This window comes from Bacillus sp. S2(2019) (assembly GCF_005144805.1).
Lineage (GTDB): Bacteria > Bacillota > Bacilli > Bacillales > Bacillaceae > Bacillus > Bacillus altitudinis.
In genome coordinates this window covers 372,270-396,597 of the sequence record NZ_SWFL01000001.1, presented here as the reverse complement: position 1 = coordinate 396,597, position 24,328 = coordinate 372,270, and the positions used below count along the sequence as shown (strand labels likewise).

Genomic DNA, 24,328 nt, shown 5'->3' with positions numbered 1-24,328 from the left:
ACTCCTCAATGAATCATTCAATGATCCTTAACATAAGCTCTCCATTCTCAGCAATCAATGTCTTTTTCGGGTAAAAAGATTACGTTTTCATATCAATTTGAAAAAAAACCTGTAGAAAGGGCACATTTGAGTGTAATATTTAATGAATCCCACTAACTGTCTTAGCAGGTCTTGTGGTAAAATAGGAGCGATATAAAGAGAGATGAATGAAAGGTGGGAGGCAGCTTTGATAGACAAATATGACCCCTTTCAGCAGAAATCACCTTATGCAATGCTGATTCATGATTGGACGAACATGACATGTTCTGGAAAAGAGATATTGGCCGGTTTTACGACAAAAAATGGCGGCTTTAGCCTTTCTCCATATCAATCAATGAACACTGGACTCCATGTAGGAGATGATGCTTCTAGTGTCCAAATGAATCGTCAAGTCATTGCAGATGCTACTGCTGTGCCGCTCTCTAATTGGGTGTTTGCTGACCAAACACACGAGGATCGCATCATGAAAGTCACAAAGGAACAAAAGGGAAGAGGAAGTCTTCAGTATGATGAGGCGCTCTCTAGAACAGATGGTTTATACACCTCTGAACCAAACATCATGCTCGCTCTTTGTTTCGCTGACTGTGTTCCGCTTTATTTTCTAGCGCCGCAATCTGGGCTGATTGGAACGGCTCATGCCGGCTGGAAAGGAACCGTCAAACAAATTGGCGCCAACATGGTTCATGCATGGGTTCGCCAAGAAGGCGCTGATGCCGATCATATACAAGTCGTCATTGGACCATCCATTGGCAGCTGCTGCTACATAGTAGATGATGTTGTCATAGATCAAGTGAAACAGCTTCCTTTTTCAACAGAGGATGTGTATTCCGAGATGTCACAAGGACAATACAAAATTGACTTAAAAACATTAAACAAAAACGTATTACTTCATGCAGGATTAAAAGAAGAAAACATACATGTCAGTTCGATGTGCACAAGTTGCAATGAGCAGCATTTCTTCTCACATCGGCGTGATCAAGGGAAAACAGGACGTATGATGTCTTTTGTCGGGTTTAAGGAGGCATAACTGCAATTGAATGTACGAGAGAATCTCAGACAAATAAATGAACAAATCAACGAAGCATGTAAAAGAGCAGGTAGACATCCAGACGATGTATCGGTTGTCGCTGTCACAAAATATGTCTCGATTGAACGAGCATTAGAAGCAAAGGATGCCGGAATTTTGCACTTTGGTGAAAATCGTGACCAAGGGTTACTTGAAAAACAGGCAGCTATAACCGATGAAAACATTAGCTGGCACTTCATCGGCAGTTTACAGACGCGAAAAGTGAAATCTGTCATTCAGACCATTGACTACTTACATTCGCTAGACAGAATGTCCCTTGCGAATGAAATTGAAAAAAGAGCGGATCACACGGTTCGCTGTTTTGTACAGGTGAACACATCACTTGAGGAGTCAAAACACGGCTTACAAAGCGAAGACGTGATTCCATTTGTCAAACAGCTCGCTGATTTCAAACATATTGAAATTGCTGGACTCATGACGATGGCTCCATTTACAGATGATCATACTGTGATACGAAACTGTTTTAAAACATTAAAAAGCCTTCAACAAGAGGTAAAACAACTGAACCAAGTAAATGCACCTTGTCAGCATTTATCGATGGGCATGTCAAACGATTTTGAAATCGCAATTGAAGAAGGTGCGACATTTGTTCGGATTGGCTCTTCACTTGTTGGAAATGAAACAGGAGGTGCGTGACATGAGCATAAAAAATAAGTTTAAAAGCTTCTTCACACTCGATGATGAAGAGTATGAGTACGAATATATTGATGAAGAAAGAGAACCAGCACAAGAAGAAAAAAACACAAAAGATAAAGCGGCATTTCAAGAGCGTCCTCAGGCAGGAAAACAAAATGTCGTCAGCTTGCAAAGCGTGCAAAAATCCTCTAAAGTGGTGTTAAGTGAGCCGCGTGTTTATGCAGAGGCTCAAGAGATTGCAGATCATATTAAAAATCGTCGTGCAGTCGTCGTCAATTTGCAGCGCATTCAGCACGATCAAGCAAAGCGAATCATCGACTTCTTAAGCGGAACGGTTTATGCAATCGGTGGAGACATTCAGCGTATTGGCTCGAATATATTCCTCTGCACTCCTGATAATGTGGATGTATCTGGCACAATATCAGAGCTATTGACAGAGGAAGAACCTCAGAGGTGGTAAATCATAGTTATTCTAAATTTCATTTTTAATATTTTGGGTACGGTATTAACGATTTACTCATTCGCGATCATTATTTACATCTTTATGTCATGGGTGCCATCTGCAAGAGAAACATCGATTGGCCGCTTCTTGACAAACATTTGCGAACCGTATTTAGAACCATTCCGTAAAATTATTCCGCCAATTGGCATGATTGACATCTCGCCGATTGTGGCATTGCTTGTGATTCGTTTCGCATCATCGTATGGACTAACTGGTCTTTATAATATGATTGTACGATTCATGTAAACAGGCTGCCGGGCTTGGCATCTGCCAGGCTCTTTTACATAAAAGGGGAACAAAATGAGCGATATTTATCAACATTTTAGAAAAGACGAACAGCCATTTGTCGACCAAGTATTAGGCTGGAAAAACATCGCACTCGATCAATATCGAATGAAATTAACAGACTTTCTTGATCCGCGTGAGCAGTTCATTACCCAGTCCGTGATTCAGCATTCTGATGAACTGGGTCTCATGTTTTTTGGCGGGTATGAGGAAGCAGAACGGAAAAGGGCTTTGATCTATCCTGACTATTTAGCACCGACCATACAGGATTTTGAACTGACTTATTTTCAGGTGAACTATGCGAAAAAGTTTATTTCTATAGAACACCCCAACCTTCTCGGTTCGCTCATTGGGACAGGCCTGAAGCGTCAAAAATTCGGTGATTTGTTGTTTTCAGAGGACAACGTGCAATTTATTTGTACAAGCGATGTCGCCGATTTTGTCCTGGCTCAGCTGACGCATGTCGGCAGAGCGTCTGTTTCATTAGAGGAAATTAGCAAGGCAGATATACAGCCAGTCATCAGCAAAACCGATATCAAAGAAGATACGATTTCTTCACTGCGGCTTGACGCTGTATGTGCTGCTGTCAGCCGTCAGTCTCGGCAAAAAGCACAGCTTTTGGTCAAAAATGGTCTTGTCAAAGTCAACTGGAAAGTCACTGAAGACCCTTCCTTTACAATTGGTGAAGGTGATCAGCTCTCTGTCAGGGGATTTGGCCGCTTTAGCTTAAAAACAATTGATGGGAAGACAAAAAAAGATAAATTCAAAGTAACATTTGAGCTTCTGACATAACGAATTTGAATCTGGAGGTGGCAAGATTGCCATTAACACCTAATGATATTCATAATAAAACATTCACAAAAAGTTTTCGCGGCTATGACGAAGATGAAGTAAATGAGTTTTTAAGCCAAGTACGTAAAGATTACGAGATCGTACTTCGCAAAAAGAACGAGCTTGAAGACAAAGTCAACGAGCTTGATGAAAGACTAGGCCATTTTGCAACAATTGAAGAAACATTAAACAAATCCATTCTTGTGGCGCAAGAAGCAGCAGAAGACGTGAAGCGTCATTCTGATAAAGAAGCGAAATTGATCATTCGTGAAGCTGAGAAAAATGCAGACCGTATTATCAACGAAGCGTTATCAAAATCAAGAAAGATTGCAATGGAAATCGAAGAGCTCAAGAAACAGTCGAAAGTCTTTAGAACTCGTTTCCAAATGCTCATCGAAGCTCAGCTTGATCTTCTGAAAAATGATGATTGGGATCATTTGCTGGAATATGAAGTTGACGCTGTCTTTGACGAAAAAGAATAAGTGCATCACCTTGACATGACGTGCTCATGTTGCATATAATACCATCATAAATTAACAAGAGATAAACGTTTGAAAGGGACACTCGCAGTTGTCACATGCGTAATAAAGCGAATCAGGGACGGTGGAAGCCTGACATTACGGGACGCTGCAATGAGATCACCCCTTTAGTTCCTTTTCTGAAATGAATGAGTAAGAAAAGGCGTCAGATCACGTTACGATTTTAGAGTGGATAAGCGGCAATTTCAAAGCGCTTGTCTAAAAGGGTGGTACCGCGAGACAAGCCTTCTCGTCCCTTATGGGATGAGAGGGCTTTTTTTATTGTTTTTTAATACGAATTTGCATGTGGAGGAATAGGTATGAACTACAAAGACACCTTATTAATGCCAAAAACAGAATTCCCGATGAGAGGGAACTTGCCGAACAAAGAGCCTGAAATCCAAGAGGAATGGGCAGAAAAAGACATCTATCAAATGGTTTTAGAGCGGACAAAAGGACGCCCAACCTTTATTTTGCATGATGGACCTCCATATGCGAATGGTGACATTCATATGGGGCACGCACTCAATAAAATCCTCAAAGATTTTATTGTCCGTTTTAAATCAATGAATGGATTCCATGCACCGTACGTACCGGGCTGGGATACACATGGCTTACCGATTGAAACAGCCCTTACGAAAAATAAAAAAGTCAAACGCAAAGAAATGTCGACAGCAGAATTCCGTAAACTATGTGAGGAGTATGCTTGGAAACAAATCGAAGGTCAGCGCAATCAGTTTAAGCGTTTGGGCGTAAGAGCAGACTGGGACAATCCATATGTGACATTGAAGCCCGAATACGAAGCGCAGCAAATTCTTGTCTTTGGTGAAATGGCGAAAAGAGGCTATATTTACAAAGGTCTTAAGCCTGTTAACTGGTCTCCATCAAGTGAATCAGCACTTGCTGAAGCAGAAATTGAATACAAGGACAAACGTTCACCATCGATTTACGTATCATTTAAAGTGAAAGATGGCAAAGGCGTACTTGAAAACGGCGAGCAGTTCATCATCTGGACAACAACACCGTGGACACTTCCTGCAAACCTTGGCATTTGTGTACATCCAAACCTAGAGTACAGTGTGCTTCAAGTGGGTGCTGAGCGATATGTCATCGCATCTGAACTAGTTGAACAAGTGGCAAAAACACTTGGCTTTGAAGAGTACGAAGTTGTGAAAACGTTAAAAGGTAAAGAATTAGATAAGGTCGTTGCAGCACATCCAATTTACGATAGAGATTCTCTTGTGATGCTTGGCGATCACGTCACAACAGATGCAGGAACAGGCTGTGTTCACACAGCGCCAGGTCACGGGGAAGATGACTTTATCGTAAGTATGAAGTACGGTCTTGATGTGTTATGTCCAGTAGATGAAAAAGGTGTGATGACAGAAGAAGCACCTGGTTTTGAAGGACTATTCTACGAGGATGCCAATAAAGCCATCACAGAACAGCTTGAAGCAAAAGGCGCATTGAAAAAGCTCGACTTTATAACGCACTCCTATCCGCATGACTGGAGAACGAAAAAACCAACAATTTATCGTGCAACTGCTCAGTGGTTTGCTTCCATTAAAGATTTCAGAGAAGCACTATTAGATAATATTAAAGAAACGAAATGGGTTCCAGCTTGGGGCGAAACGCGCCTGTTCAATATGGTGCGTGACAGAGGTGACTGGTGCATTTCAAGACAGCGTGTATGGGGCGTTCCAATCCCGGTCTTCTATGCTGAAAATGGTGAGCCAATCATCACAGATGAAACGATTCAGCACGTTTCTCAATTATTTAGAGAACATGGCTCGAATATTTGGTTTGAAAAAGAAGCAAAAGAATTATTGCCTGAAGGCTTTACACATCCAGGCAGCCCGAATGGTGAATTTACAAAAGAGCAAGATATCATGGATGTATGGTTTGATTCTGGTTCTTCTCACCAAGCGGTATTAGAAGAACGAGATGACCTTGTTCGTCCGGCAGACCTTTACCTTGAAGGTTCTGATCAATATCGCGGCTGGTTTAACTCATCTTTATCTACAGCAGTTGCTGTCACTGGAAAAGCGCCATATAAAGGTGTTCTCAGCCATGGCTTTACGCTTGATAAAGAAGGACGCAAGATGAGTAAATCATTAGGCAATACGATCGATCCGACGAAAGTGGCGAAGCAGCTTGGTGCGGAGATTCTTAGACTTTGGGTATCTTCTGTCAACTATCAAGCCGATCATCCAGTGTCTGACGACATTTTAAAACAAGTCGCAGAAGTTTATCGTAAAATCCGTAACACGTTCCGCTTCTTGCATGGTAACCTGTTTGACTTTGATCCAGCAGTCAATGCAGTACCAGTCGAAGAGCTTCGCGAAGTGGACCAATATATCTTAATCAAATTAAACAAATTAATTGATAAAGTGAAAAAAGCTTATGATGATTACGAATTTGCGGTTGTCTATCATGCCATCCACAACTTCTGTACGATTGAGCTTAGCTCTTTCTATCTCGATTTTGCAAAAGATGTGGTATACATTGAGCATGCGGATCATCCAGACCGCCGCAGCATGCAAACGGTCTTCTACGAAACATTAATGGCGTTAGTGAAGCTGACAGCACCAATTCTTCCGCATACAGCAGATGAACTATGGAGCCACTTAAGCTTTGTTGAAGAGCCAAGTGTTCAGTTAACAGATATGCCAGAAGGTGTAGCTGTTCCTCAAGCAGAAGCGACAGAAGTGAAGTTTGACCGCTTTATGGAAGTACGTGACGATGTGCTAAAAGCGCTGGAAATTGCGCGTAATGAGAAAGTCATCGGACGTTCACTTGAAGCAAGTGTGACCCTTTATGCAACAGAGGAAGTGAAAAACCTTCTTGCATCCATTAAAGAAGATGTGAAGCAGCTCTTCATCATTTCTGAATTAACAGTAGAAGATGAGAAACATGCAGACGCATCAGCGCCTGAATACACATCAGGACGTATTGTTGTTCAAAAAGCAGAAGGCGAACTGTGCGAACGCTCCCGCATTATTTCAAAAGATGTTGGCGCAAATCCAAAATACCCAACATTGTCGCTCAAAAATGCTGAAATTGTGGAGAAATATTACCAGAATTAACAGCACAATATCACCAACTAGCGCCCCGCATATAGCGGGGCGTTTTTGATATAGAGAAAATGACAGCGTTTAGAACGAAAGGAAAAATCTTATGGCTTTAAAGTGAACAGGCGGGGCAACAATATGATTATCACGACAGGGCAGGAGTTGAAACAGCGACATGAATGGCGATCTAGAGACGATTTACATGGAACTCCTTCAAATGAGAGAAGAACTGCAATCGAAACTGTTTGAATATGCATCATTGCGTTCACCCGCTGAACATGTCACGTTCGATCAAGCAAAAACGACTACGCTTCTTTATCACATCAAAGAAGAACTGCAAGATGTTTCGCTCGCGATTGCAAAAATTGAACAAGGAACTTATGGCATATGTGAGGCGACTGGGCATACAATGCCCATTGAACAAATGAGTATTCTTCCGACTGCTCGTACGACTGACGACTTTTTATATCATAAGCAATACGAGAAAAAAGCATTCACCCCTTATCCTTATGAATCAAATGATTCTCATTTTGAAGCCTTCCACATGTAGGGAGGTTTTTGTCTGTCAACTAAAGTTTCTTTACTCCATCCTGTTTTCTTGATAAAATGCTTAAAGACCAAAGTATGAAGATGGAGGAACGTGTGTGTTCTATTACATAATCGCATTCGTGATAATTTGTTTAGATCAATTAACAAAATGGCTCATTGTCAAACATATGATGCTCGGTGATTCTATTCCTGTGATTGATGGCTTCTTTTACATCACATCCCACCGAAATTCAGGAGCCGCATGGGGGATTCTCCAAGGACAAATGTGGTTTTTCTATGTGATCACACTCGTTGTTATTGCAGGAATTGTTTATTATTTGCAAAAACATGGACAAAAGGACAAGCTACTTGGCGTAGCGCTTGCCTTAATGCTTGGCGGAGCGATTGGAAACTTTATTGACCGTATTTTCCGTCAAGAAGTGGTTGATTTTGCTCATTTCGTATTTGGGGATTATCATTATCCAATCTTTAATATCGCAGATTCCTCTCTATGTGTGGGGGTCATTCTGCTCTTTATTCAAATGCTTTTAGATGGAAAGAAAAATAAGGAGTCAACTACATGAATCAAGTAAACATTGCCGTTTCAGAAGAACAAACGAGTGAACGGCTTGATAAATTTTTAAGCACAACTGAACCAGAATGGTCAAGAACCCAAGTCCAGCAGTGGGTGAAAGATGGGCTCATCGAAGTAAATGGAAAACAAGTGAAGGCCAATTATAAAGTACAAGCTGGAGATCAAATCAAAGTAGAGATTCCAGATCCAGAAGCACTAGATGTAGAAGCGGAATCAATGGATCTTGATATTTATTATGAGGATGAAGATGTACTAGTGGTCAATAAACCAAGAGGAATGGTCGTTCATCCAGCACCAGGACATGTGACAGGTACTCTTGTCAATGGCCTCATGGCTCATTGCAATGATTTGTCAGGCATTAATGGTGTGATGAGACCAGGAATTGTCCACCGGATTGATAAAGATACGTCAGGGCTTTTAATGGTCGCAAAAAATGATATGGCGCATGAATCACTCGTCAATCAGCTGGTGGCGAAAACGGTCACTAGAAAATACACAGCCGTTGTTCATGGCATCATTCAGCATGATACTGGAACGATTGATGCACCAATTGGTCGAGACAAAAAAGATCGCCAAAGCATGACGGTCACAAAAGAAAATGCAAAGCAGGCAGTCACACATTTTGATGTGATGGAGCGCTTTAAAGACTTTACCGTTGTAGAATGCCGCCTTGAAACAGGAAGAACCCACCAAATTCGTGTTCATATGAAATACATTGGCTATCCGCTTGCCGGAGATCCAAAATATGGCCCGAGAAAAACTGTTGATTTCAATGGACAACTGCTGCATGCAGGCGTGTTAGGATTTGATCACCCTAGAACAGGAGAATATATGGAGTTTACAGCTCCAATTCCAGCTGATATGCGGGGCTTTATCGATTCATTAAGAAATAACGATTGACAGGCCGTTCTTTTTTTGAAATAATAAACGAAGAAATTGAGATTCTTTAAGACAGTCCAGAGAGGCTGAGAAGGATAACGGATCAATTTGTGCACGAGTATGCACAAATGAGCGCCCCTCTCTGCCCTTTGCAGAAGGGGCTTTTTATTTGTCAAAAAGAGGTGTAAAAGATGGAACAAAAAGCAGTCATTCTTGATGAACAAGCGATAAGACGAGCGCTTACCCGTATTGCACATGAAATGATTGAGCGCAACAAAGGGATGAAGGATGTCATCCTAGCCGGGATCAAGACAAGAGGTATTCATCTTGCAAAGCGCCTTGCAGAGCGCATCGAGCAAATTGAAGGAAACCCAGTGACTGTGGGTGAACTTGATATTACGCTATACCGTGATGACCTGACAAAAAAGACAGAGAACCAAGACCCGCTTGTTAAGGGTGCAGACATCCCAGCTGACATTAATGACAAAACACTCATTGTCGTTGATGATGTGCTGTTCACAGGTAGAACGGTGAGAGCAGCTATGGATGCGCTTGTGGATGTAGGAAGACCATCTTCCATTCAGCTAGCTGTTCTAGTCGACCGGGGACACCGGGAGCTGCCGATTCGGGCAGATTATATCGGGAAAAACATCCCGACATCAAAAGCAGAGACAGTCATGGTTCAGCTCAATGAAGTAGATCAAAACGACCTTGTCGCTATATATGAAAAATAACCTTTTTAAATGCATTCCAGAGAGTTTGCAAAGAGGGCAATAACAGGGACACCGAGCACACGACTAAAGTGACGTGTACGGTTTTTCTAGGCCTCTTTGCGCATACTCGCAAAGAGGCTTTTTTAATGAAAAAGGACACATCTAGGAGGAAAATCATGAGTCAGCAAAAAGCCAATTTAGGCATTCGAGATATCCCAAAACCGTTCACATGGCTGTCACTCAGCCTGCAGCACTTGTTTGCCATGTTTGGTGCAACCATTCTTGTACCAAAGATCATTGATATGAGCCCAGCCGTTGCGCTCATCTCAAGCGGGGTTGGAACCATTGTGTACTTAATCATCACAAGAGGGCAGATTCCGGCGTATCTTGGATCATCCTTTGCCTTTATCGCCCCTATCTTGAATGTAAAAGCCACCGGCGGTCCTGGAGCCGCAATGGTAGGTGCCTTTATGGCTGGTGTGGCATATGCACTCATCGCATTATTTATCAAATGGCTCGGCACAGGCTGGCTAATGAAGCTTCTGCCGCCTGTCGTTGTAGGACCCGTCATTATGGTCATCGGGCTCGGACTCGCTGGAACAGCTGTTAACATGGCGATGTACGTGGATCCGAATGCAAAGGAGCTTGTTTACAGCCTGAAGCACTTAATGGTTGCAGGCTTCACGCTCGCTGTCACCATTATTAGTATGATCTTCCTAAGAGGATTCCTTAGCTTGATTCCAGTCTTAATCGGCATTATCAGCGGCTACCTCTTTGCCTTAACACAAGGCATTGTGAACTTCCAGCCGGTCATTGCTGCAAAATGGTTTGCTGTACCAGACTTTGTTGTACCATTTGTCGACTATACACCTGCTGTGACTTTAAGCATTCTCACAGTGATGGTGCCGGTTGCCTTTGTGACCATGTCTGAGCACATCGGCCATCAAGTCGTGTTAAGCAAGGTGGTCGGGCAGGATTTTATTAAAAAACCAGGTCTTCACCGCTCCATTTTAGGAGACAGTGCAGCGACGATCTTTGCATCACTCATTGGCGGACCTCCAACAACGACTTATGGAGAAAACATTGGCGTCCTTGCCATCACAAGAGTGTTCAGTATCTTCGTCATCGGCGGAGCAGCGGTGTTTGCGATCTGCTTCGGCTTTGTTGGGAAAATTTCAGCATTAATCAGTACAGTACCGTCCGCGGTTATGGGAGGCGTTTCGTTCCTGCTCTTTGGAATCATAGCTTCAAGCGGACTGCGAATCCTGATTGATCATAAAGTGAATTTTGAAGAAAAGCGCAATCTCATTATCGCATCAGTCATCTTAGTCATTGGTATTGGCGGGGCATTCATTGAGGTGAAACAAATCAATCTGACGCTGTCAGGAATGGCACTCGCTGCTATTACTGGCGTCCTGCTAAACCTGATTCTGCCGCATCAAAAGGCAGAAGATGATGAGTCAAATGAATCGAATACCGAAAACCTTTTAAAAGAAGTCCAGTGAGGCTAACAAGGGTTCTAAACGGAGCAGAACGTGCGAAAGCACCCCTGCTTCTTTTGGAGAACCCTAAGCTGCCGAGGCTTAGGGTTTTTTTGAACCTGAAAGTGATGAAAAACTAGAGGGGGCAGAAAAAATGAATGATTTATCGACAATGAGTAGCTTGTCAAAGGAAGAAATTTTACAGCTGATTGAAGAAGCATGTGCATTGAAAAAAGGGAAACAGGAACATGGTTTAGCAGGTGAATTTGTAGCGAACCTCTTCTTTGAACCAAGTACAAGAACGCGTTTTAGCTTTGAGGTGGCAGAGAAAAAACTTGGAATGAATGTGCTGAACCTAGACGCAGCAAGTACCTCTGTTCAAAAGGGAGAGACCCTTTACGATACAGTGAAAACACTTGAATCCATCGGAGTCAAGGCATGTGTCATCAGAGACAGTACAGACGAATATTACAAAGAGCTGATTGGGAAGGTCGGGATTCCAATCATTAATGCGGGAGATGGCTGCGGTCAGCACCCTACCCAATCATTGCTGGATTTGATGACGATCTTCGAAGAGTTTGGCGGTTTTGAAGGCTTAACCATCTCGATTCATGGTGATATCAAACATAGCAGGGTGGCAAGGTCCAATGCTGAAGTCCTCGCAAGACTAGGAGCGACAGTGCTCTTTTCAGGACCAGCTTCCTTCCAAGATGAACAAAATCCTCATGGAACGTATGTCGAAGTGGACGAAGCCATGAAGCGGTCTGACGTGGTGATGCTGCTGAGAATTCAGCATGAAAGGCACTCAGAAAAGATGGGCAATGAGGGTTACTTATCGACTTATGGATTAACAGTAGACAGGGCAAGCAAAATGAAAGAAAGAGCGATTATTATGCATCCAGCACCAGTAAATAGAGGTGTTGAAATAGATGATTCATTAGTAGAGTCAAAACAGTCAAGGATTTTCAAACAAATGGAAAATGGTGTGTATATCCGAATGGCTGTGTTAAAAAGGGCTTTTCAAAATAGCAGACTACATCAAAAAGGGAGAGATTCTGTCTATGTCATATCTCATTAAAAACGGTTTTATCTTATCAAGCACAGGGGAAAGAGTGCAGCAGGATATTAGGGTAGAAGGAAAAGTGATTCAAGCAATGGGTCACTTAAAAAGAGAAGACGGAGAAGAAGTCATTGATGCAGCAGGGCTATTTGTATCACCAGGTTTGATTGATCTGCATGTGCATTTAAGAGAGCCAGGCGGCGAGAAAAAAGAAACCATTGAAACAGGTTCTAAGGCAGCAGCAAGAGGCGGGTATACGACCATTGCAGCAATGCCGAATACACGACCAGTTCCAGATACAAAAGAACAAATGGAATGGCTGATGAATCGAATCAAAGAGACCTCCTCTGTAAGAGTACTGCCATACGCTTCCATCACGACGAGACAAATTGGCGAAGAGATGACAGACTTTGCAGCGTTAAAAGAAGCGGGCGCATTTGCCTTTACGGATGACGGTGTTGGTATTCAAACCGCAGGCATGATGTACGAAGCAATGAAAAAAGCAGCAAGCCTTGATCAAGCCATAGTGGCGCACTGTGAAGATAACTCACTCATTTATGGAGGATGCGTTCATGAAGGAGACTTTTCAAAAGCAAATGGGTTAAACGGGATACCGTCAATTTGTGAATCGGTGCATATTGCAAGAGATGTCCTCTTAGCAGAAGCAGCGAATTGTCATTATCATGTATGTCATATCAGTACAAAGGAATCCGTCCGAGTGGTACGCGATGCAAAAAAAGCAGGCATTCGTGTGACGGCTGAGGTCTCTCCACATCACCTGCTCTTATGTGATACAGACATCCCAGGTCTTGACACAAACTATAAAATGAATCCGCCGCTCAGAGGAGCAGAAGATCGCGAGGCACTGATCGAGGGGCTTTTAGATGGCACGATTGATTTTATCGCCACAGACCATGCACCGCATACAGAAGAAGAAAAGAACGAAACGATGCAGAGGGCACCTTTTGGGATTGTTGGACTTGAAACAGCGTTCCCGCTTCTGTACACACGTTTTGTGAAAACAGGGGAATGGACATTAAAAGAACTTGTTGATTATATGACCATCAAACCAGCAGAAGCCTTTGCTCTTCCATACGGAAAGCTGGAAGAAGGTCAAATCGCTGATATCACACTGATTGATTTAAACAAAGAAATGGCAATTGACAAAAAAAGCTTCTTATCTAAAGGACAAAATACACCGTTTGACAAATTGACTGTATCAGGATGGCCGGTCATGACACTTGCATCTGGGAAAGTCGTTTATGAAGAGGGGAGACTAGTAAAATGAAGAGACGCTTAGTGCTAGAAAACGGAACAGTATTCGAAGGAACAGGCTTTGGCAGCTTAGAACCGTCAGTCGGAGAAGTCGTCTTTAACACAGGGATGACAGGCTATCAAGAGATTTTGTCTGACCCGTCGTACTGCGGACAAATTGTCACACTCACTTACCCGCTGATCGGCAACTACGGCATTAACCGTGATGATTTTGAATCGATCACACCGTTTGTGAAAGGGCTGATCGTGAAAGAGCTTTGTGAAAAGCCTTCAAACTGGCGCTCTTCATACTCACTTGATGAGTATTTAAAAATGAAAAATATTCCGGGTCTCAGCGGCATTGATACACGCAAGCTCACGCGCATGATTCGAAGTGCAGGTACATTAAGAGGAGCATTTGCAGGACCGGATGAACAAGTAGAAGACGTTGTAAGCCGCCTTCAAACGATGCAGCTGCCAACAGATCAAGTAAGCCAAGTATCTGTGAAAAATGCGTATCCAAGCCCAGGAAGAGGCAAAAGAATTGTGCTTGTCGATTTCGGCATGAAGCACGGCATTTTGCGCGAGCTCAATAAGCGAGATTGTGATGTCATTGTGGTGCCATACAATATCACGGCAGATGAAGTATTACAGTTAAAACCAGATGGCATCATGCTTTCAAACGGACCTGGAGACCCAGTCGATGTACCAGAAGCAGTTGAAATGATTCAGCAGCTGATTGGAAAGGTACCACTCTTTGGTATCTGCCTAGGACACCAGTTATTCGCGCTTGCGTGCGGCGCAAGTACAGAAAAAATGAAATTTGGGCATAGAGGATCCAACCATCCAGTCAAAGAACTAGCAACTGGCAAGGTAACCTTGACGTCTCAAAACCATGGCTACACGGTTAGCGCCATTAATGAAGACGTGCTTGAAGTCACACATATTGCGCTAAATGACAACACCATTGAAGGATTAAAACATAAAGAAGCACCAGCATTCACTGTCCAGTATCACCCAGAAGCATCACCGGGTCCAGAAGATGCGAACTACTTATTTGACGAGTTCATGGACATGATTCATACAACTGAGAAAGAAGGGGAAGAAGTATGCCAAAACGCGTAGATATCAAAAAGATTTTAGTGATCGGTTCAGGTCCAATCATCATCGGTCAGGCAGCGGAGTTTGACTATGCAGGCACACAGGCTTGCTTAGCGCTAAAAGAAGAGGGCTATGAAGTCGTTCTTGTGAACTCTAACCCTGCGACGATCATGACGGATACAGAAATGGCCGATAAGGTATACATCGAACCACTGACACCAGAATTTTTAACACGAATCATTCGAAAAGAACGTCCTGATGCGATTCTGCCAACACTTGGCGGACAAACTGGATTGAACCTTGCTGTTGAATTATCAGATCTTGGTGTACTCGCTGAATGCGGTGTTGAAGTACTAGGCACAAAGCTGTCAGCTATTCAAAAAGCAGAGGACAGAGATTTATTCCGTAATCTAATGAATGAATTAAATGAACCTGTACCAGAAAGTGAAATCATCCATAACCTTGAAGAAGCGATGGCATTCACAGATCAAATCGGTTTCCCGGTCATTGTTAGACCAGCCTATACACTAGGCGGAACAGGCGGCGGAATTTGTACAAATGAACAAGAATTAAAAGAAATCGTCGAGAATGGACTGAAGTTAAGTCCGGTGACACAATGTTTGCTTGAAAAAAGTATCGCAGGTTTTAAAGAAATTGAATATGAGGTTATGCGTGACAGCGGAGATCATGCCATTGTGGTTTGTAACATGGAAAACTTTGATCCTGTCGGCATCCACACAGGTGACAGTATCGTTGTGGCACCAAGTCAAACGCTAAGTGATCGTGAATATCAGCTGCTTCGTAATGTGTCACTCAAGCTGATTCGTGCACTTGGCATTGAAGGCGGATGTAACGTACAGCTGGCGATTGATCCAGACAGCTTCCAATACTATATTATCGAAGTAAACCCGCGCGTGAGCCGTTCTTCTGCTCTTGCGTCTAAAGCAACTGGATATCCAATTGCAAAACTTGCAGCGAAAATCGCAGTCGGCCTAACACTTGATGAAATGATGAACCCAGTCACAGGTAAAACATATGCAGCGTTCGAACCAGCACTCGACTATATCGTTTCAAAAATCCCGCGCTGGCCGTTTGATAAGTTTGAATCTGCCAACAGACGACTTGGAACACAAATGAAAGCAACGGGTGAAGTCATGGCGATTGGCCGCACATTAGAAGAGTCTCTTTTAAAGGCTGTTCGTTCACTTGAAGCGGATGTGCATCACATTGAATTAAAAGACGAAGCGGACATTACAAACGAAGTGCTTGAAAAGCGGATTATCAAAGCAGGAGATGAGCGTCTGTTTTATATCGCTGAGGCGCTAAGAAGAGGCTATACCGTCGAACAGATTCATGAATTCTCGAAAATTGATTATTTCTTCCTTCATAAGCTGGAAGGCATTATCGCATTTGAAAAGACACTAAAAGAAAACAAAGGCAATGTAGACGTTTTAAAAGAAGCGAAAGAAAAAGGTTTCTCAGATATTTATATTAGCCGCGAATGGAATATGAATGAGGCAGATGTCTATAACCTAAGAACAGAAGCAGGCATCGTTCCTGTGTATAAGATGGTGGACACATGTGCGGCAGAATTTGAATCAGAAACACCATATTTCTACAGCACATATGAAGATGAAAATGAATCCGAACGAACAGATAAGAAAAGTGTCATCGTGCTAGGCTCAGGTCCAATCAGAATCGGACAAGGGGTTGAATTCGATTATGCGACCGTTCATTCAGTGTGGGCAATCAAACAAGCAGGCTATGAAGCCATTATTATTAACAACAACCCTGAAACCGTCTCAACAGACTTTAGTATTTCAGATAAGCTCTACTTTGAACCACTCACTGTAGAAGATGTGATGCACATCATCGACCTTGAACAACCAGAAGGTGTCGTCGTTCAGTTTGGCGGACAAACAGCGATTAACTTAGCAGATGAATTATCAAATAGAGGGGTTAAGATACTTGGAACATCGCTTGAAGACCTTGACCGTGCGGAAAACCGTGACAAGTTTGAACAAACATTAGAAACTCTCGGCGTGCCGCAGCCAAAAGGTAAGACAGCAACGTCTGTGCCAGAGGCAGTAGCGATTGCGAATCAAATCGGTTACCCCGTGCTTGTCCGTCCTTCCTATGTATTAGGCGGCCGTGCAATGGAAATTGTGTATCAAGAAGCTGAGCTCCTTCACTACATGGAGAATGCGGTGAAAGTCAATCCGCAGCACCCAGTGCTCATTGACAAGTATTTGACAGGAAAAGAAATTGAAGTAGATGCTGTGTCTGACGGAGAAACGGTTGTCATACCAGGCATTATGGAACACATTGAAAGAGCCGGAGTTCACTCTGGAGACTCCATTGCGGTCTACCCGCCGCAAACTTTGTCTGAGGACATCAAAGCGAAAATCGCAGAATACACGATTAAACTCGCAAAAGGCCTTAACATCATTGGGCTTTTGAACATTCAATTTGTGCTATCAAAAGGTGAAGTGTATGTACTTGAAGTGAATCCGCGTTCAAGCCGGACTGTCCCATTCTTAAGTAAAATTACAGGCATTCCAATGGCGAACTTAGCTACAAAGGTTATTTTAGGAGAAAAACTGAAAAACTATGGCTACCAAGAAGGGCTTCATGTTGAGCAAGAAGGCGTATATGTGAAAGTTCCAGTCTTCTCTTTTGCAAAACTAAGAAGAGTAGATATTACACTAGGGCCTGAAATGAAATCAACAGGTGAAGTCATGGGGAAAGATGTCACAATCGAAAAAGCCCTCTACAAAGGATTGATTGCATCAGGCATTCAAATTCCAAAAGACGGAACGGTTCTCCTGACAGTGGCTGATAAAGATAAAGAAGAAGGACTTGAAATTGCAAGAAGATTCCATTCCATCGGCTATCATATTTTAGCAACAGAAGGAACAGCGAATTACTTAAAACAAGCCTCCATTCCATCAAGTGTTGTCGGCAAAATAGGAGAAGAAGGAAAGAATCTGCTGGATGTCATTCGAAATGGTGAAGCCCAATTTGTCATCAACACCTTAACAAAAGGAAAACAGCCGGCAAGAGACGGCTTTAGAATTAGACGTGAATCTGTTGAAAATGGTGTCGCTTGCTTAACGTCACTAGATACAGCGGAAGCGATTTTAAGAGTGCTAGAGAGCATGACATTTAGAGCAGATGAAATGCCAGAAGTGAAAACGAATGCTGAGGTGACAGTAACGATATGAAAAAAGCATACTTGACGGTCGTCTCAAACCGAGAGATCGCTGATCATATTTACGAAATGACATTAAAGGGTGATCTTGTTGAATCCTTTCAAACAGCTGGACAGTTTCTTCATATAAAGGTCAGTGAATCCATGACACCGCTGCTGAGAAGACCGATCAGTATTGCCAACATTCATGCCGAAAAGCAAGAAGCAACCATCATTTACCGCGCAGAGGGAGAGGGCACAAAGCTCCTTTCCCAAAAGCGGGCGGGAGAGGCAGTCGATGTGTTAGGTCCGCTTGGAAACGGCTATGACCCTTCAGTAGTTCAGGCCGGACAGACCGCATTATTAGTCGGTGGAGGAATCGGTGTGCCTCCGTTATATGAACTGTCTAAGCGGTTAACGGAAAAAGGCGTCATCGTAAAACATGTTCTCGGTTTTCAATCGAAAAAGGATGTATTTTATGAGGAGAAGTTTCAAGCACTCGGAGATACGTTTATCGCAACCGTTGATGGGACATATGGTTCGAAAGGTTTCGTGACAAATGTCATTGAAGAGAATGAGCTGGACTTTGATGTCTTGCTTTCCTGTGGACCGACACCTATGTTAAAAGCACTAAAAGACTCTTATCCCGATAAGCCTGTCTATATTTCAATGGAAGAACGAATGGGCTGCGGAATCGGTGCATGCTTTGCTTGTGTCTGTCATACCGATCAGCACGAGAAACCGTATGTTAAAGTTTGTCTGGATGGACCTGTTTTTAAAGCGGAGGAGGTGGCGCTATCATGCTAAACATCGAATTACCCGGCTTATCTTTAAAAAATCCAATCATTCCTGCATCAGGCTGTTTTGGATTTGGAAAAGAATTCGCATCATTATATGACCTTTCCTTGCTGGGCGGCATCATGATTAAAGCCACGACCCTTGAACCGAGATTTGGCAACCCGACACCGAGGGTAGCTGAGACAGGAGCCGGTATGCTGAATGCGATTGGTCTCCAAAATCCAGGTCTAAAAGGCGTGCTTGAACATGAATTACCTTGGCTTGAGCAGTTCGATACCCCTATTATTGCCAATGTTGCTGGATCACAAGTTGATGATTATGTTGAAGTAGCAAAGCAAATTAGTCAAGCAAGCAATGTTCACGCCCTTGAACTGAATATCTCGTGTCCGAATGTGAAAACAGGCGGAATTGCCTTTGGGACCGATCCAGAAATGGCAGCTACATTGACAAAAGCCGTTAAGGAAGTTTCCTCCGTTCCTGTTTATGTGAAACTGTCACCTAATGTAGCCAATATCGTTGAGATTGCTAAAGCGATTGAATCGGCTGGAGCGGATGGACTCACCATGATCAATACCTTGATTGGGATGCGTTTAGATTTAAAAACAGGCAAACCCATTCTTGCCAATAAAACAGGCGGATTATCAGGTCCTGCTGTAAAACCTGTTGCCATCCGAATGGTGCATGAGGTCAGTCAGGCCGTTTCTATTCCGATTATTGGGATGGGCGGGGTGCAAAGCGCTGAAGATGTACTTGAATTTTTACTAGCTGGCGCAAGTGCGGTAGCTGTTGGGACAGCCAATTTTGTGAACCCATTTATTTGCCCGGAAATCATTGATGAACTGCCGAATGTGTTAGCGGCTTATGGGTATTCATCTGTAGAGGAATGCATCGGAAGGAGCTGGAAACATGAAGCACTTGCCCATCATCGCGCTTGATTTTCCATCAGGACAGGAGGCGCACGCCTTTATAGATCGTTTTGAAGGCGCTCCATTATTCGTAAAGGTCGGCATGGAGCTGTTTTACCAAGAAGGTCCTGCCATTATTGACGCACTGAAAGAAAAAAATTGCCGTATTTTCCTTGATCTGAAGCTTCATGACATTCCAACAACTGTGCAAAAAGCGATGAACAGGCTTGCTGCACTTGGTGTTGATTTGGTGAATGTGCATGCAGCCGGCGGGAAGAGAATGATGCAGGCGGCCGTAGAGGGGCTTGAAAGCGGAACCCCTGCCGGGCAAAATCGCCCGGCTATTATTGCAGTGACCCAGCTGACAAGCACGTCAGAAGATATGATGAAAAAAGAATTACTAATTGACCGCCCATTGCAAGAGGCGGTGCTTCATTATGGACAATTGGCATATGAAAGTGGACTTGATGGTGTGGTGTGCTCTGTTCATGAATCAAAACAGCTTCATGAACAAATCTCTCCTTCCTTTCTCACTGTGACGCCAGGAATTCGCTTACCAAATGATCAAACGGATGACCAAAAGCGTGTGGCGACACCTGCCTTTGCCAAAGAACAGGGTGTTTCGCAGATTGTTGTGGGAAGATCGATCACAAAAGCCACAAACCCAGTGGAAGCTTATCAACAAATTTTGAAAGAGTGGGAGTGACTGCCGGATGAAAACGAAAATCGCGAAGCATTTATTACAAATCAAAGCTGTCTCTTTAAAACCAGACGAACCATTTACATGGGCGAGCGGTATCAAATCACCGATTTACTGTGACAATCGCCTCACCTTGTCTTATCCTGAGGTCAGAGGGGACATTGCGGAAGGTTTAAAAGACTTGATTCTCACTCATTTTGAAGGAGCGGAAGTTGTCGCAGGTACAGCTACAGCTGGCATTCCTCATGCGGCATTAGCAGCTGATCGTCTGAATGTACCGATGTGTTATGTAAGAAGTAAACCAAAAGCACACGGAAAAGGAAATCAAATTGAAGGAGCCGTATCACCTGGACAAAAGGTGGTTGTCGTAGAAGACCTCATCTCAACTGGAGGCAGCGTTCTTGAAGTTGTGGCTGCTCTAGAAGAAGAAGGCTGTGACGTACTCGGAGTTGTTGCGATCTTCACTTATGGACTGCCAAAAGCAGCTGCGGCTTTTCAAGAGAAAAACATTCCCTATGTCACGCTGACAGACTATGACACACTGACAGAAGTGGCACTTGAGCTAAAAGCAATTGAGCCTTCTGCTATGAATAAACTAAAACGTTGGAGACAGGATCCTTCGTCTGAATCTTGGATGGAAGAAACGGTCTAAAAAGCTTGTCTTGTTTTAAAAAAGCTGTGCTGCGCTGCACAGTTTTTTATTTGGTTAAAAATAGTAAAAAAGACTCAAATTTAAATAAAAACTAATCCTATCAATAAAGTCGGGTTGACTTTTGTTTGAATTGTGTTAATATTTAATACAAATTAAAACTCTTATCCAGAGAGGTGGAGGGACTGGCCCGATGAAGCCCGGCAACCTGCGATTTGCAAGGTGCTACTTCCTGCAAAATGATTCTATTTTGAAAGATAAGGAAATCGTGAGCTTCCTCATCTTTCTTTCGGACTGAAAGAAAGTTTTTTTATTTTAACGGTGAGGAGGAAGAGGAGATGGAACTGAAACAAAACCAGGATGAGGACTTAGTGAAGCATATGCAAGAGCTGATTGGGGATATGAAATTCGGTTCAATTACGTTGATCGTTCAGGACGGTCAAGTGATTCAAGTGGAAAAAAATGAAAAAATCAGATTAAAGTAGTGCGGAGAATAGCAATAGAAGCAGTACTCCGGAAGGGGAGAAACAATGTTAACTTATGAAAATTGGCAAGAGCCGTCCATTACATTTCAAGAGGACGATTTGTATAAAGGGGCCCTATCTGTGCTGAAATGGGCGTACGGCCACTATGGTGATCAGCTCGTTTATGCATGCAGTTTTGGCATTGAGGGCATTGTCCTGATCGATCTTATTGCGAAAGTAAAAAAAGATGCAAGAATTGTCTTTTTAGATACAGGTCTGCATTTCAAGGAAACATACGACACCATTGATGCAGTTAGGGAAAGATATCCCGGGTTAGACATCGTGCTGAAAACACCTGAGCTGACGGTGGAAGAGCAGAATGAGCAGCATGGTGATAAATTATGGGAAACGAATCCTCAAAGCTGCTGCCATATGAGAAAGGTCATTCCATTGCAAGAGGCACTATCTGGCTATCCGGCATGGCTGTCTGGTTTAAGAAGAGAGCAGTCGCCTAAACGAGCAGGTACGAACTTCTTAAATAAGGATGAAAAATTCCAATCAGTCAAAGTATGTCCGCTCATTCACTGGACGTGGAAGGACATATGGAGATATGCGTCTAGAGAGGATCTTACTTATAATCCGCTGCATGACCAAGGATATCCAAGCATCGGGTGTGCACCTTGTACACAGCCGGCATTTACTGCTGATGATTTGCGTTCTGGAAGATGGTCAGGGACAGCAAAGACTGAGTGCGGATTACATGAGTAAGGGAGCATAATGTATGGAAATCGCCGCAATTTTATTTAGCTTATTCTTTGCTTTAAATATTGGCGCAAGCGGAGCAGCCGCTTCGATGGGCATCGCATATGGTTCAGGTGCGATCAAAAAGCCAATATACGCGCTCAGCGTTTGTGCAGTTGGAATATTAGCAGGTTCAGTGATTGGCGGCGGCGAGGTCGTCAAAACGATCAGCTCCGGGATTATGCCTGAATCTGTCATCACACTTGAAATTGTGTGTATCATCATTGGCTCGGCCGCATTATCACTTTTCATAGCGAACCTCTTGGCCATTCCTTTATCCACAAGTGAGGTCACAGTAGGAGCTGTGGTCGGTGTGGCAGCCGCATATAAAGTGCTGTATGTGAAATCGATCTTAGTCATTGTCTCTTTTTGGGTGATTATTCCGATTGTTGCCTTTGTTTTTACCTTTGCTGTTGTCAAAATCATCAGATTGTTCCCTAAACGGACATTATCCAAAAAAGGTACATTGATCTTATCTGTTGTTTTGATTATCAGTGGGTTTTTAGAAGCGTTTTCAGCCGGCATGAACAATGTCGCCAATGCGGTCGGCCCGCTTGTCGCATCAGGTGTTTTATCAGTCGGGCAAGGAACCCTTTACGGCGGAATCTTTGTGGCCATTGGGGCGCTGCTTCTAGGAAGAAGGGTACTAGAAACAAACGGAAAGAAAATTACACGCTATCAAACGGGTGAAGGCATTCTATTATCGAGCACCGGTGCAGGACTTGTCATCGTCAGCTCTATATTCGGACTCCCTGTTCCCCTTACTCAAATTACCTCCTCGTCCATTATTGGGCTTGGTATGGCAAAGGGTGGACCGAACATTTTTCATAAACATGTTGTGAAAAAAATGCTGAAGGTATGGGTTGTGTCACCTTTCTTATCACTTAGTCTATCTTATTTGTTGGTAAGCCTTTTCTTAAAAGGAGACTATTACTCTATCTTTATCATGATGAGTGTACTGCTTGCTTCACTAGGTGCACTGAGTCTTATGAAGGCAGTTAAAAATGAGAGCAGCTCGATTCATGAACAGGGCGGCGGGATTTAAATATAAATCCGACTATTAACATCTAATAAATATGAACATTGAGAGGAAGATGAACAAATGAGTTTAACACCACATGGTGGCGTATTAATTAATCGAGTAAATGAAGAATTTGATCTAAGCACAGCTGCGAAAGAAATTGAGCTGGATGCCATCTCTTTTGCAGACCTTGAACTCATCGCAATTGGCGGGTATAGTCCAATTGAAGGGTTTTTAACGAAAGCTGATTATGAAGCAGTTGTCAGCAGTATGCGACTAGCAAGTGGTGTCGTTTGGTCTCTTCCGATTACTTTGCCTGTCACAAAGGAAAAAGCAGCGGAGATCAATCGAGGTGACATTGTTCGTCTATCGTATAATGGAACAGTATACGGGGTCATTGAGGTAGAAGATCAATACACACCTGATAAGGAAAAAGAAGCAGTGAATGTGTATAAAACAGATGACCGCAATCACCCAGGCGTGAAAAAATTATTTGAACGCGGTGATACGTATATTGGTGGTAAAATTACACTGACGAAACGCAGTGAAAAACCTTTCCCGCAATTTACGTATGAGCCAGAAGAAACAAGAAAACATTTTAAAGAAAACGGCTGGAAAACCATTGTTGGTTTCCAAACGAGAAACCCAGTCCATCGTGCGCATGAATACATTCAAAAGACAGCACTGGAAACAGTGGATGGTCTATTTCTAAATCCACTTGTTGGTGAAACAAAATCTGATGATATTCCAGCAGATGTAAGAATGAAAAGCTATCAAGTGTTACTGAACGGTTATTACCCGAAAGACCGCGTCTTTTTAGGTGTTTTTCCTGCTGCCATGCGTTATGCTGGACCAAAGGAAGCGATTTTTCATGCGCTTGTGCGTAAAAATTATGGCTGTACACATTTTATTGTCGGCAGAGATCATGCAGGTGTTGGTGATTATTACGGCACATACGAAGCGCAGGAGCTATTTGAACAATTTACAAGCGAAGAAATTGGGATCACACCATTAAAATTTGAGCACAGCTTTTACTGCAATACATGTGAAGCCATGGCAACACCAAAAACATGCCCACATGATAAAAGCGAACATGTCATTCTTTCAGGTACAAAGGTTAGAACGATGCTGAGAAATGGTGAATTACCACCGAGCACGTTCAGCCGAAAAGAAGTCATTGAAACATTAATCGAAGGATTAAAAACGACGGTATCTTAAAG

General features: G+C 43.0%; 24 protein-coding genes, 1 riboswitch and 1 other annotated feature. All 24 genes read left to right on the top strand.

All coding sequences use genetic code 11. From position 1 onward, the window contains the following. Positions 1-202 precede the first annotated feature (202 nt). On the top strand, positions 203-1,066 hold the full coding sequence (gene pgeF / locus FBF75_RS01980; protein WP_136944394.1) for a peptidoglycan editing factor PgeF: 864 nt from the start codon (positions 203-205) through the stop codon (positions 1,064-1,066). A 6-nt stretch (positions 1,067-1,072) separates the two neighbouring features. Beyond that, a complete protein-coding gene (locus FBF75_RS01975; RefSeq protein ID WP_026050091.1) occupies positions 1,073-1,762 on the top strand; it encodes a YggS family pyridoxal phosphate-dependent enzyme in 690 nt (229 codons plus the stop codon). A gap of 1 nt (position 1,763) precedes the next feature. Next, positions 1,764-2,222: a cell division protein SepF gene (sepF, locus tag FBF75_RS01970; RefSeq protein ID WP_017359354.1), complete on the top strand. Its 459-nt coding sequence runs from the start codon at positions 1,764-1,766 to the stop codon at positions 2,220-2,222. Positions 2,223-2,231: 9 nt separating this feature from the next. Next, the gene (locus FBF75_RS01965) at positions 2,232-2,510 is read left to right on the top strand and encodes a YggT family protein (protein ID WP_373422526.1); all 279 of its coding nucleotides are present in this window, start codon (positions 2,232-2,234) and stop codon (positions 2,508-2,510) included. Between the two features lie 54 nt (positions 2,511-2,564). Beyond that, positions 2,565-3,341: a YlmH family RNA-binding protein gene (locus FBF75_RS01960; protein WP_136944393.1), complete on the top strand. Its 777-nt coding sequence runs from the start codon at positions 2,565-2,567 to the stop codon at positions 3,339-3,341. 26 nt (positions 3,342-3,367) lie between these two features. Continuing rightward, positions 3,368-3,862 carry a DivIVA domain-containing protein gene (locus FBF75_RS01955; RefSeq protein WP_008344947.1) on the top strand — a complete coding sequence of 165 codons (495 nt, stop codon included), beginning with the start codon at positions 3,368-3,370 and terminating at the stop codon, positions 3,860-3,862. Positions 3,863-3,921: 59 nt separating this feature from the next. Beyond that, positions 3,922-4,159 (top strand) — a binding site (T-box leader). A gap of 59 nt (positions 4,160-4,218) precedes the next feature. Beyond that, positions 4,219-6,984 (top strand): isoleucine--tRNA ligase, encoded by a 2,766-nt coding sequence (gene ileS, locus FBF75_RS01950; protein WP_008344945.1) that lies wholly within the window; start codon positions 4,219-4,221, stop codon positions 6,982-6,984. Between the two features lie 160 nt (positions 6,985-7,144). Then, complete coding sequence (locus FBF75_RS01945) at positions 7,145-7,519, top strand: TraR/DksA family transcriptional regulator (protein ID WP_008344944.1); 375 nt, start codon at positions 7,145-7,147, stop codon at positions 7,517-7,519. Positions 7,520-7,613: 94 nt separating this feature from the next. After that, positions 7,614-8,081, top strand: coding sequence for a signal peptidase II (gene lspA / locus FBF75_RS01940; RefSeq protein WP_008344942.1), 468 nt, complete (start codon positions 7,614-7,616; stop codon positions 8,079-8,081). Further along, a complete protein-coding gene (locus FBF75_RS01935; protein WP_007499719.1) occupies positions 8,078-8,992 on the top strand; it encodes an RluA family pseudouridine synthase in 915 nt (304 codons plus the stop codon). The genes lspA and FBF75_RS01935 overlap by 4 nt, the downstream gene beginning before the upstream one ends. 170 nt (positions 8,993-9,162) lie before the next feature. Next, complete coding sequence (pyrR, locus tag FBF75_RS01930; RefSeq protein WP_007499718.1) at positions 9,163-9,705, top strand: bifunctional pyr operon transcriptional regulator/uracil phosphoribosyltransferase PyrR; 543 nt, start codon at positions 9,163-9,165, stop codon at positions 9,703-9,705. A 155-nt stretch (positions 9,706-9,860) separates the two neighbouring features. Then, positions 9,861-11,189, top strand: coding sequence for a solute carrier family 23 protein (locus FBF75_RS01925; protein ID WP_017359351.1), 1,329 nt, complete (start codon positions 9,861-9,863; stop codon positions 11,187-11,189). Between the two features lie 130 nt (positions 11,190-11,319). Then, positions 11,320-12,243, top strand: a complete 924-nt coding sequence (locus FBF75_RS01920) for an aspartate carbamoyltransferase catalytic subunit (protein WP_017367206.1) — start codon at positions 11,320-11,322, stop codon at positions 12,241-12,243. Continuing rightward, entirely contained in the window at positions 12,227-13,513 is a 1,287-nt protein-coding gene (locus FBF75_RS01915; protein WP_136944392.1) for a dihydroorotase, read from the top strand. The genes FBF75_RS01920 and FBF75_RS01915 overlap by 17 nt, the downstream gene beginning before the upstream one ends. Further along, a complete protein-coding gene (locus FBF75_RS01910; RefSeq protein WP_019743288.1) occupies positions 13,510-14,604 on the top strand; it encodes a carbamoyl phosphate synthase small subunit in 1,095 nt (364 codons plus the stop codon). Before FBF75_RS01915 ends, FBF75_RS01910 begins: the two co-directional genes overlap by 4 nt. Beyond that, positions 14,589-17,804, top strand: coding sequence for a carbamoyl-phosphate synthase (glutamine-hydrolyzing) large subunit (gene carB, locus FBF75_RS01905; protein WP_007499710.1), 3,216 nt, complete (start codon positions 14,589-14,591; stop codon positions 17,802-17,804). The genes FBF75_RS01910 and carB overlap by 16 nt, the downstream gene beginning before the upstream one ends. Next, a complete protein-coding gene (locus FBF75_RS01900) occupies positions 17,801-18,577 on the top strand; it encodes a dihydroorotate dehydrogenase electron transfer subunit (protein ID WP_052320398.1) in 777 nt (258 codons plus the stop codon). Before carB ends, FBF75_RS01900 begins: the two co-directional genes overlap by 4 nt. Further along, entirely contained in the window at positions 18,571-19,503 is a 933-nt protein-coding gene (locus FBF75_RS01895) for a dihydroorotate dehydrogenase (protein WP_017359348.1), read from the top strand. The genes FBF75_RS01900 and FBF75_RS01895 overlap by 7 nt, the downstream gene beginning before the upstream one ends. After that, positions 19,475-20,179 carry an orotidine-5'-phosphate decarboxylase gene (pyrF, locus tag FBF75_RS01890; protein WP_129548274.1) on the top strand — a complete coding sequence of 235 codons (705 nt, stop codon included), beginning with the start codon at positions 19,475-19,477 and terminating at the stop codon, positions 20,177-20,179. The genes FBF75_RS01895 and pyrF overlap by 29 nt, the downstream gene beginning before the upstream one ends. A 7-nt stretch (positions 20,180-20,186) precedes the next feature. Then, entirely contained in the window at positions 20,187-20,825 is a 639-nt protein-coding gene (gene pyrE, locus FBF75_RS01885; RefSeq protein ID WP_017359346.1) for an orotate phosphoribosyltransferase, read from the top strand. Between the two features lie 158 nt (positions 20,826-20,983). Beyond that, positions 20,984-21,086, top strand: a riboswitch (SAM riboswitch). Between the two features lie 74 nt (positions 21,087-21,160). Next, positions 21,161-21,307: a YezD family protein gene (locus FBF75_RS01880; RefSeq protein WP_008344920.1), complete on the top strand. Its 147-nt coding sequence runs from the start codon at positions 21,161-21,163 to the stop codon at positions 21,305-21,307. A gap of 45 nt (positions 21,308-21,352) precedes the next feature. Continuing rightward, on the top strand, positions 21,353-22,054 hold the full coding sequence (locus FBF75_RS01875; RefSeq protein ID WP_007499702.1) for a phosphoadenylyl-sulfate reductase: 702 nt from the start codon (positions 21,353-21,355) through the stop codon (positions 22,052-22,054). Between the two features lie 13 nt (positions 22,055-22,067). Beyond that, the gene (locus FBF75_RS01870) at positions 22,068-23,132 is read left to right on the top strand and encodes an inorganic phosphate transporter (RefSeq protein ID WP_008344915.1); all 1,065 of its coding nucleotides are present in this window, start codon (positions 22,068-22,070) and stop codon (positions 23,130-23,132) included. 57 nt (positions 23,133-23,189) lie between these two features. Beyond that, positions 23,190-24,326 carry a sulfate adenylyltransferase gene (sat, locus tag FBF75_RS01865; protein WP_024720328.1) on the top strand — a complete coding sequence of 379 codons (1,137 nt, stop codon included), beginning with the start codon at positions 23,190-23,192 and terminating at the stop codon, positions 24,324-24,326. The last annotated feature ends 2 nt before the right edge of the window (positions 24,327-24,328 follow it).

Excerpts from the sequence above, each read along its gene's own strand:
- pgeF (WP_136944394.1), top strand. The coding sequence starts at position 203 with ATGAATGAAAGGTGGGAGGCAGCTTTGATAGACAAATATGACCCCTTT.
- sepF (WP_017359354.1), top strand. The coding sequence starts at position 1,764 with ATGAGCATAAAAAATAAGTTTAAAAGCTTCTTCACACTCGATGATGAA.
- FBF75_RS01960 (WP_136944393.1), top strand. The coding sequence starts at position 2,565 with ATGAGCGATATTTATCAACATTTTAGAAAAGACGAACAGCCATTTGTC.
- ileS (WP_008344945.1), top strand. The coding sequence starts at position 4,219 with ATGAACTACAAAGACACCTTATTAATGCCAAAAACAGAATTCCCGATG.
- FBF75_RS01945 (WP_008344944.1), top strand. The coding sequence starts at position 7,145 with ATGAATGGCGATCTAGAGACGATTTACATGGAACTCCTTCAAATGAGA.
- FBF75_RS01935 (WP_007499719.1), top strand. The coding sequence starts at position 8,078 with ATGAATCAAGTAAACATTGCCGTTTCAGAAGAACAAACGAGTGAACGG.
- pyrR (WP_007499718.1), top strand. The coding sequence starts at position 9,163 with ATGGAACAAAAAGCAGTCATTCTTGATGAACAAGCGATAAGACGAGCG.
- FBF75_RS01925 (WP_017359351.1), top strand. The coding sequence starts at position 9,861 with ATGAGTCAGCAAAAAGCCAATTTAGGCATTCGAGATATCCCAAAACCG.
- FBF75_RS01920 (WP_017367206.1), top strand. The coding sequence starts at position 11,320 with ATGAATGATTTATCGACAATGAGTAGCTTGTCAAAGGAAGAAATTTTA.
- FBF75_RS01915 (WP_136944392.1), top strand. The coding sequence starts at position 12,227 with ATGTCATATCTCATTAAAAACGGTTTTATCTTATCAAGCACAGGGGAA.
- FBF75_RS01910 (WP_019743288.1), top strand. The coding sequence starts at position 13,510 with ATGAAGAGACGCTTAGTGCTAGAAAACGGAACAGTATTCGAAGGAACA.
- carB (WP_007499710.1), top strand. The coding sequence starts at position 14,589 with ATGCCAAAACGCGTAGATATCAAAAAGATTTTAGTGATCGGTTCAGGT.
- FBF75_RS01900 (WP_052320398.1), top strand. The coding sequence starts at position 17,801 with ATGAAAAAAGCATACTTGACGGTCGTCTCAAACCGAGAGATCGCTGAT.
- FBF75_RS01895 (WP_017359348.1), top strand. The coding sequence starts at position 18,571 with ATGCTAAACATCGAATTACCCGGCTTATCTTTAAAAAATCCAATCATT.
- pyrF (WP_129548274.1), top strand. The coding sequence starts at position 19,475 with ATGAAGCACTTGCCCATCATCGCGCTTGATTTTCCATCAGGACAGGAG.
- pyrE (WP_017359346.1), top strand. The coding sequence starts at position 20,187 with ATGAAAACGAAAATCGCGAAGCATTTATTACAAATCAAAGCTGTCTCT.
- FBF75_RS01880 (WP_008344920.1), top strand. The coding sequence starts at position 21,161 with ATGGAACTGAAACAAAACCAGGATGAGGACTTAGTGAAGCATATGCAA.
- FBF75_RS01875 (WP_007499702.1), top strand. The coding sequence starts at position 21,353 with ATGTTAACTTATGAAAATTGGCAAGAGCCGTCCATTACATTTCAAGAG.
- FBF75_RS01870 (WP_008344915.1), top strand. The coding sequence starts at position 22,068 with ATGGAAATCGCCGCAATTTTATTTAGCTTATTCTTTGCTTTAAATATT.
- sat (WP_024720328.1), top strand. The coding sequence starts at position 23,190 with ATGAGTTTAACACCACATGGTGGCGTATTAATTAATCGAGTAAATGAA.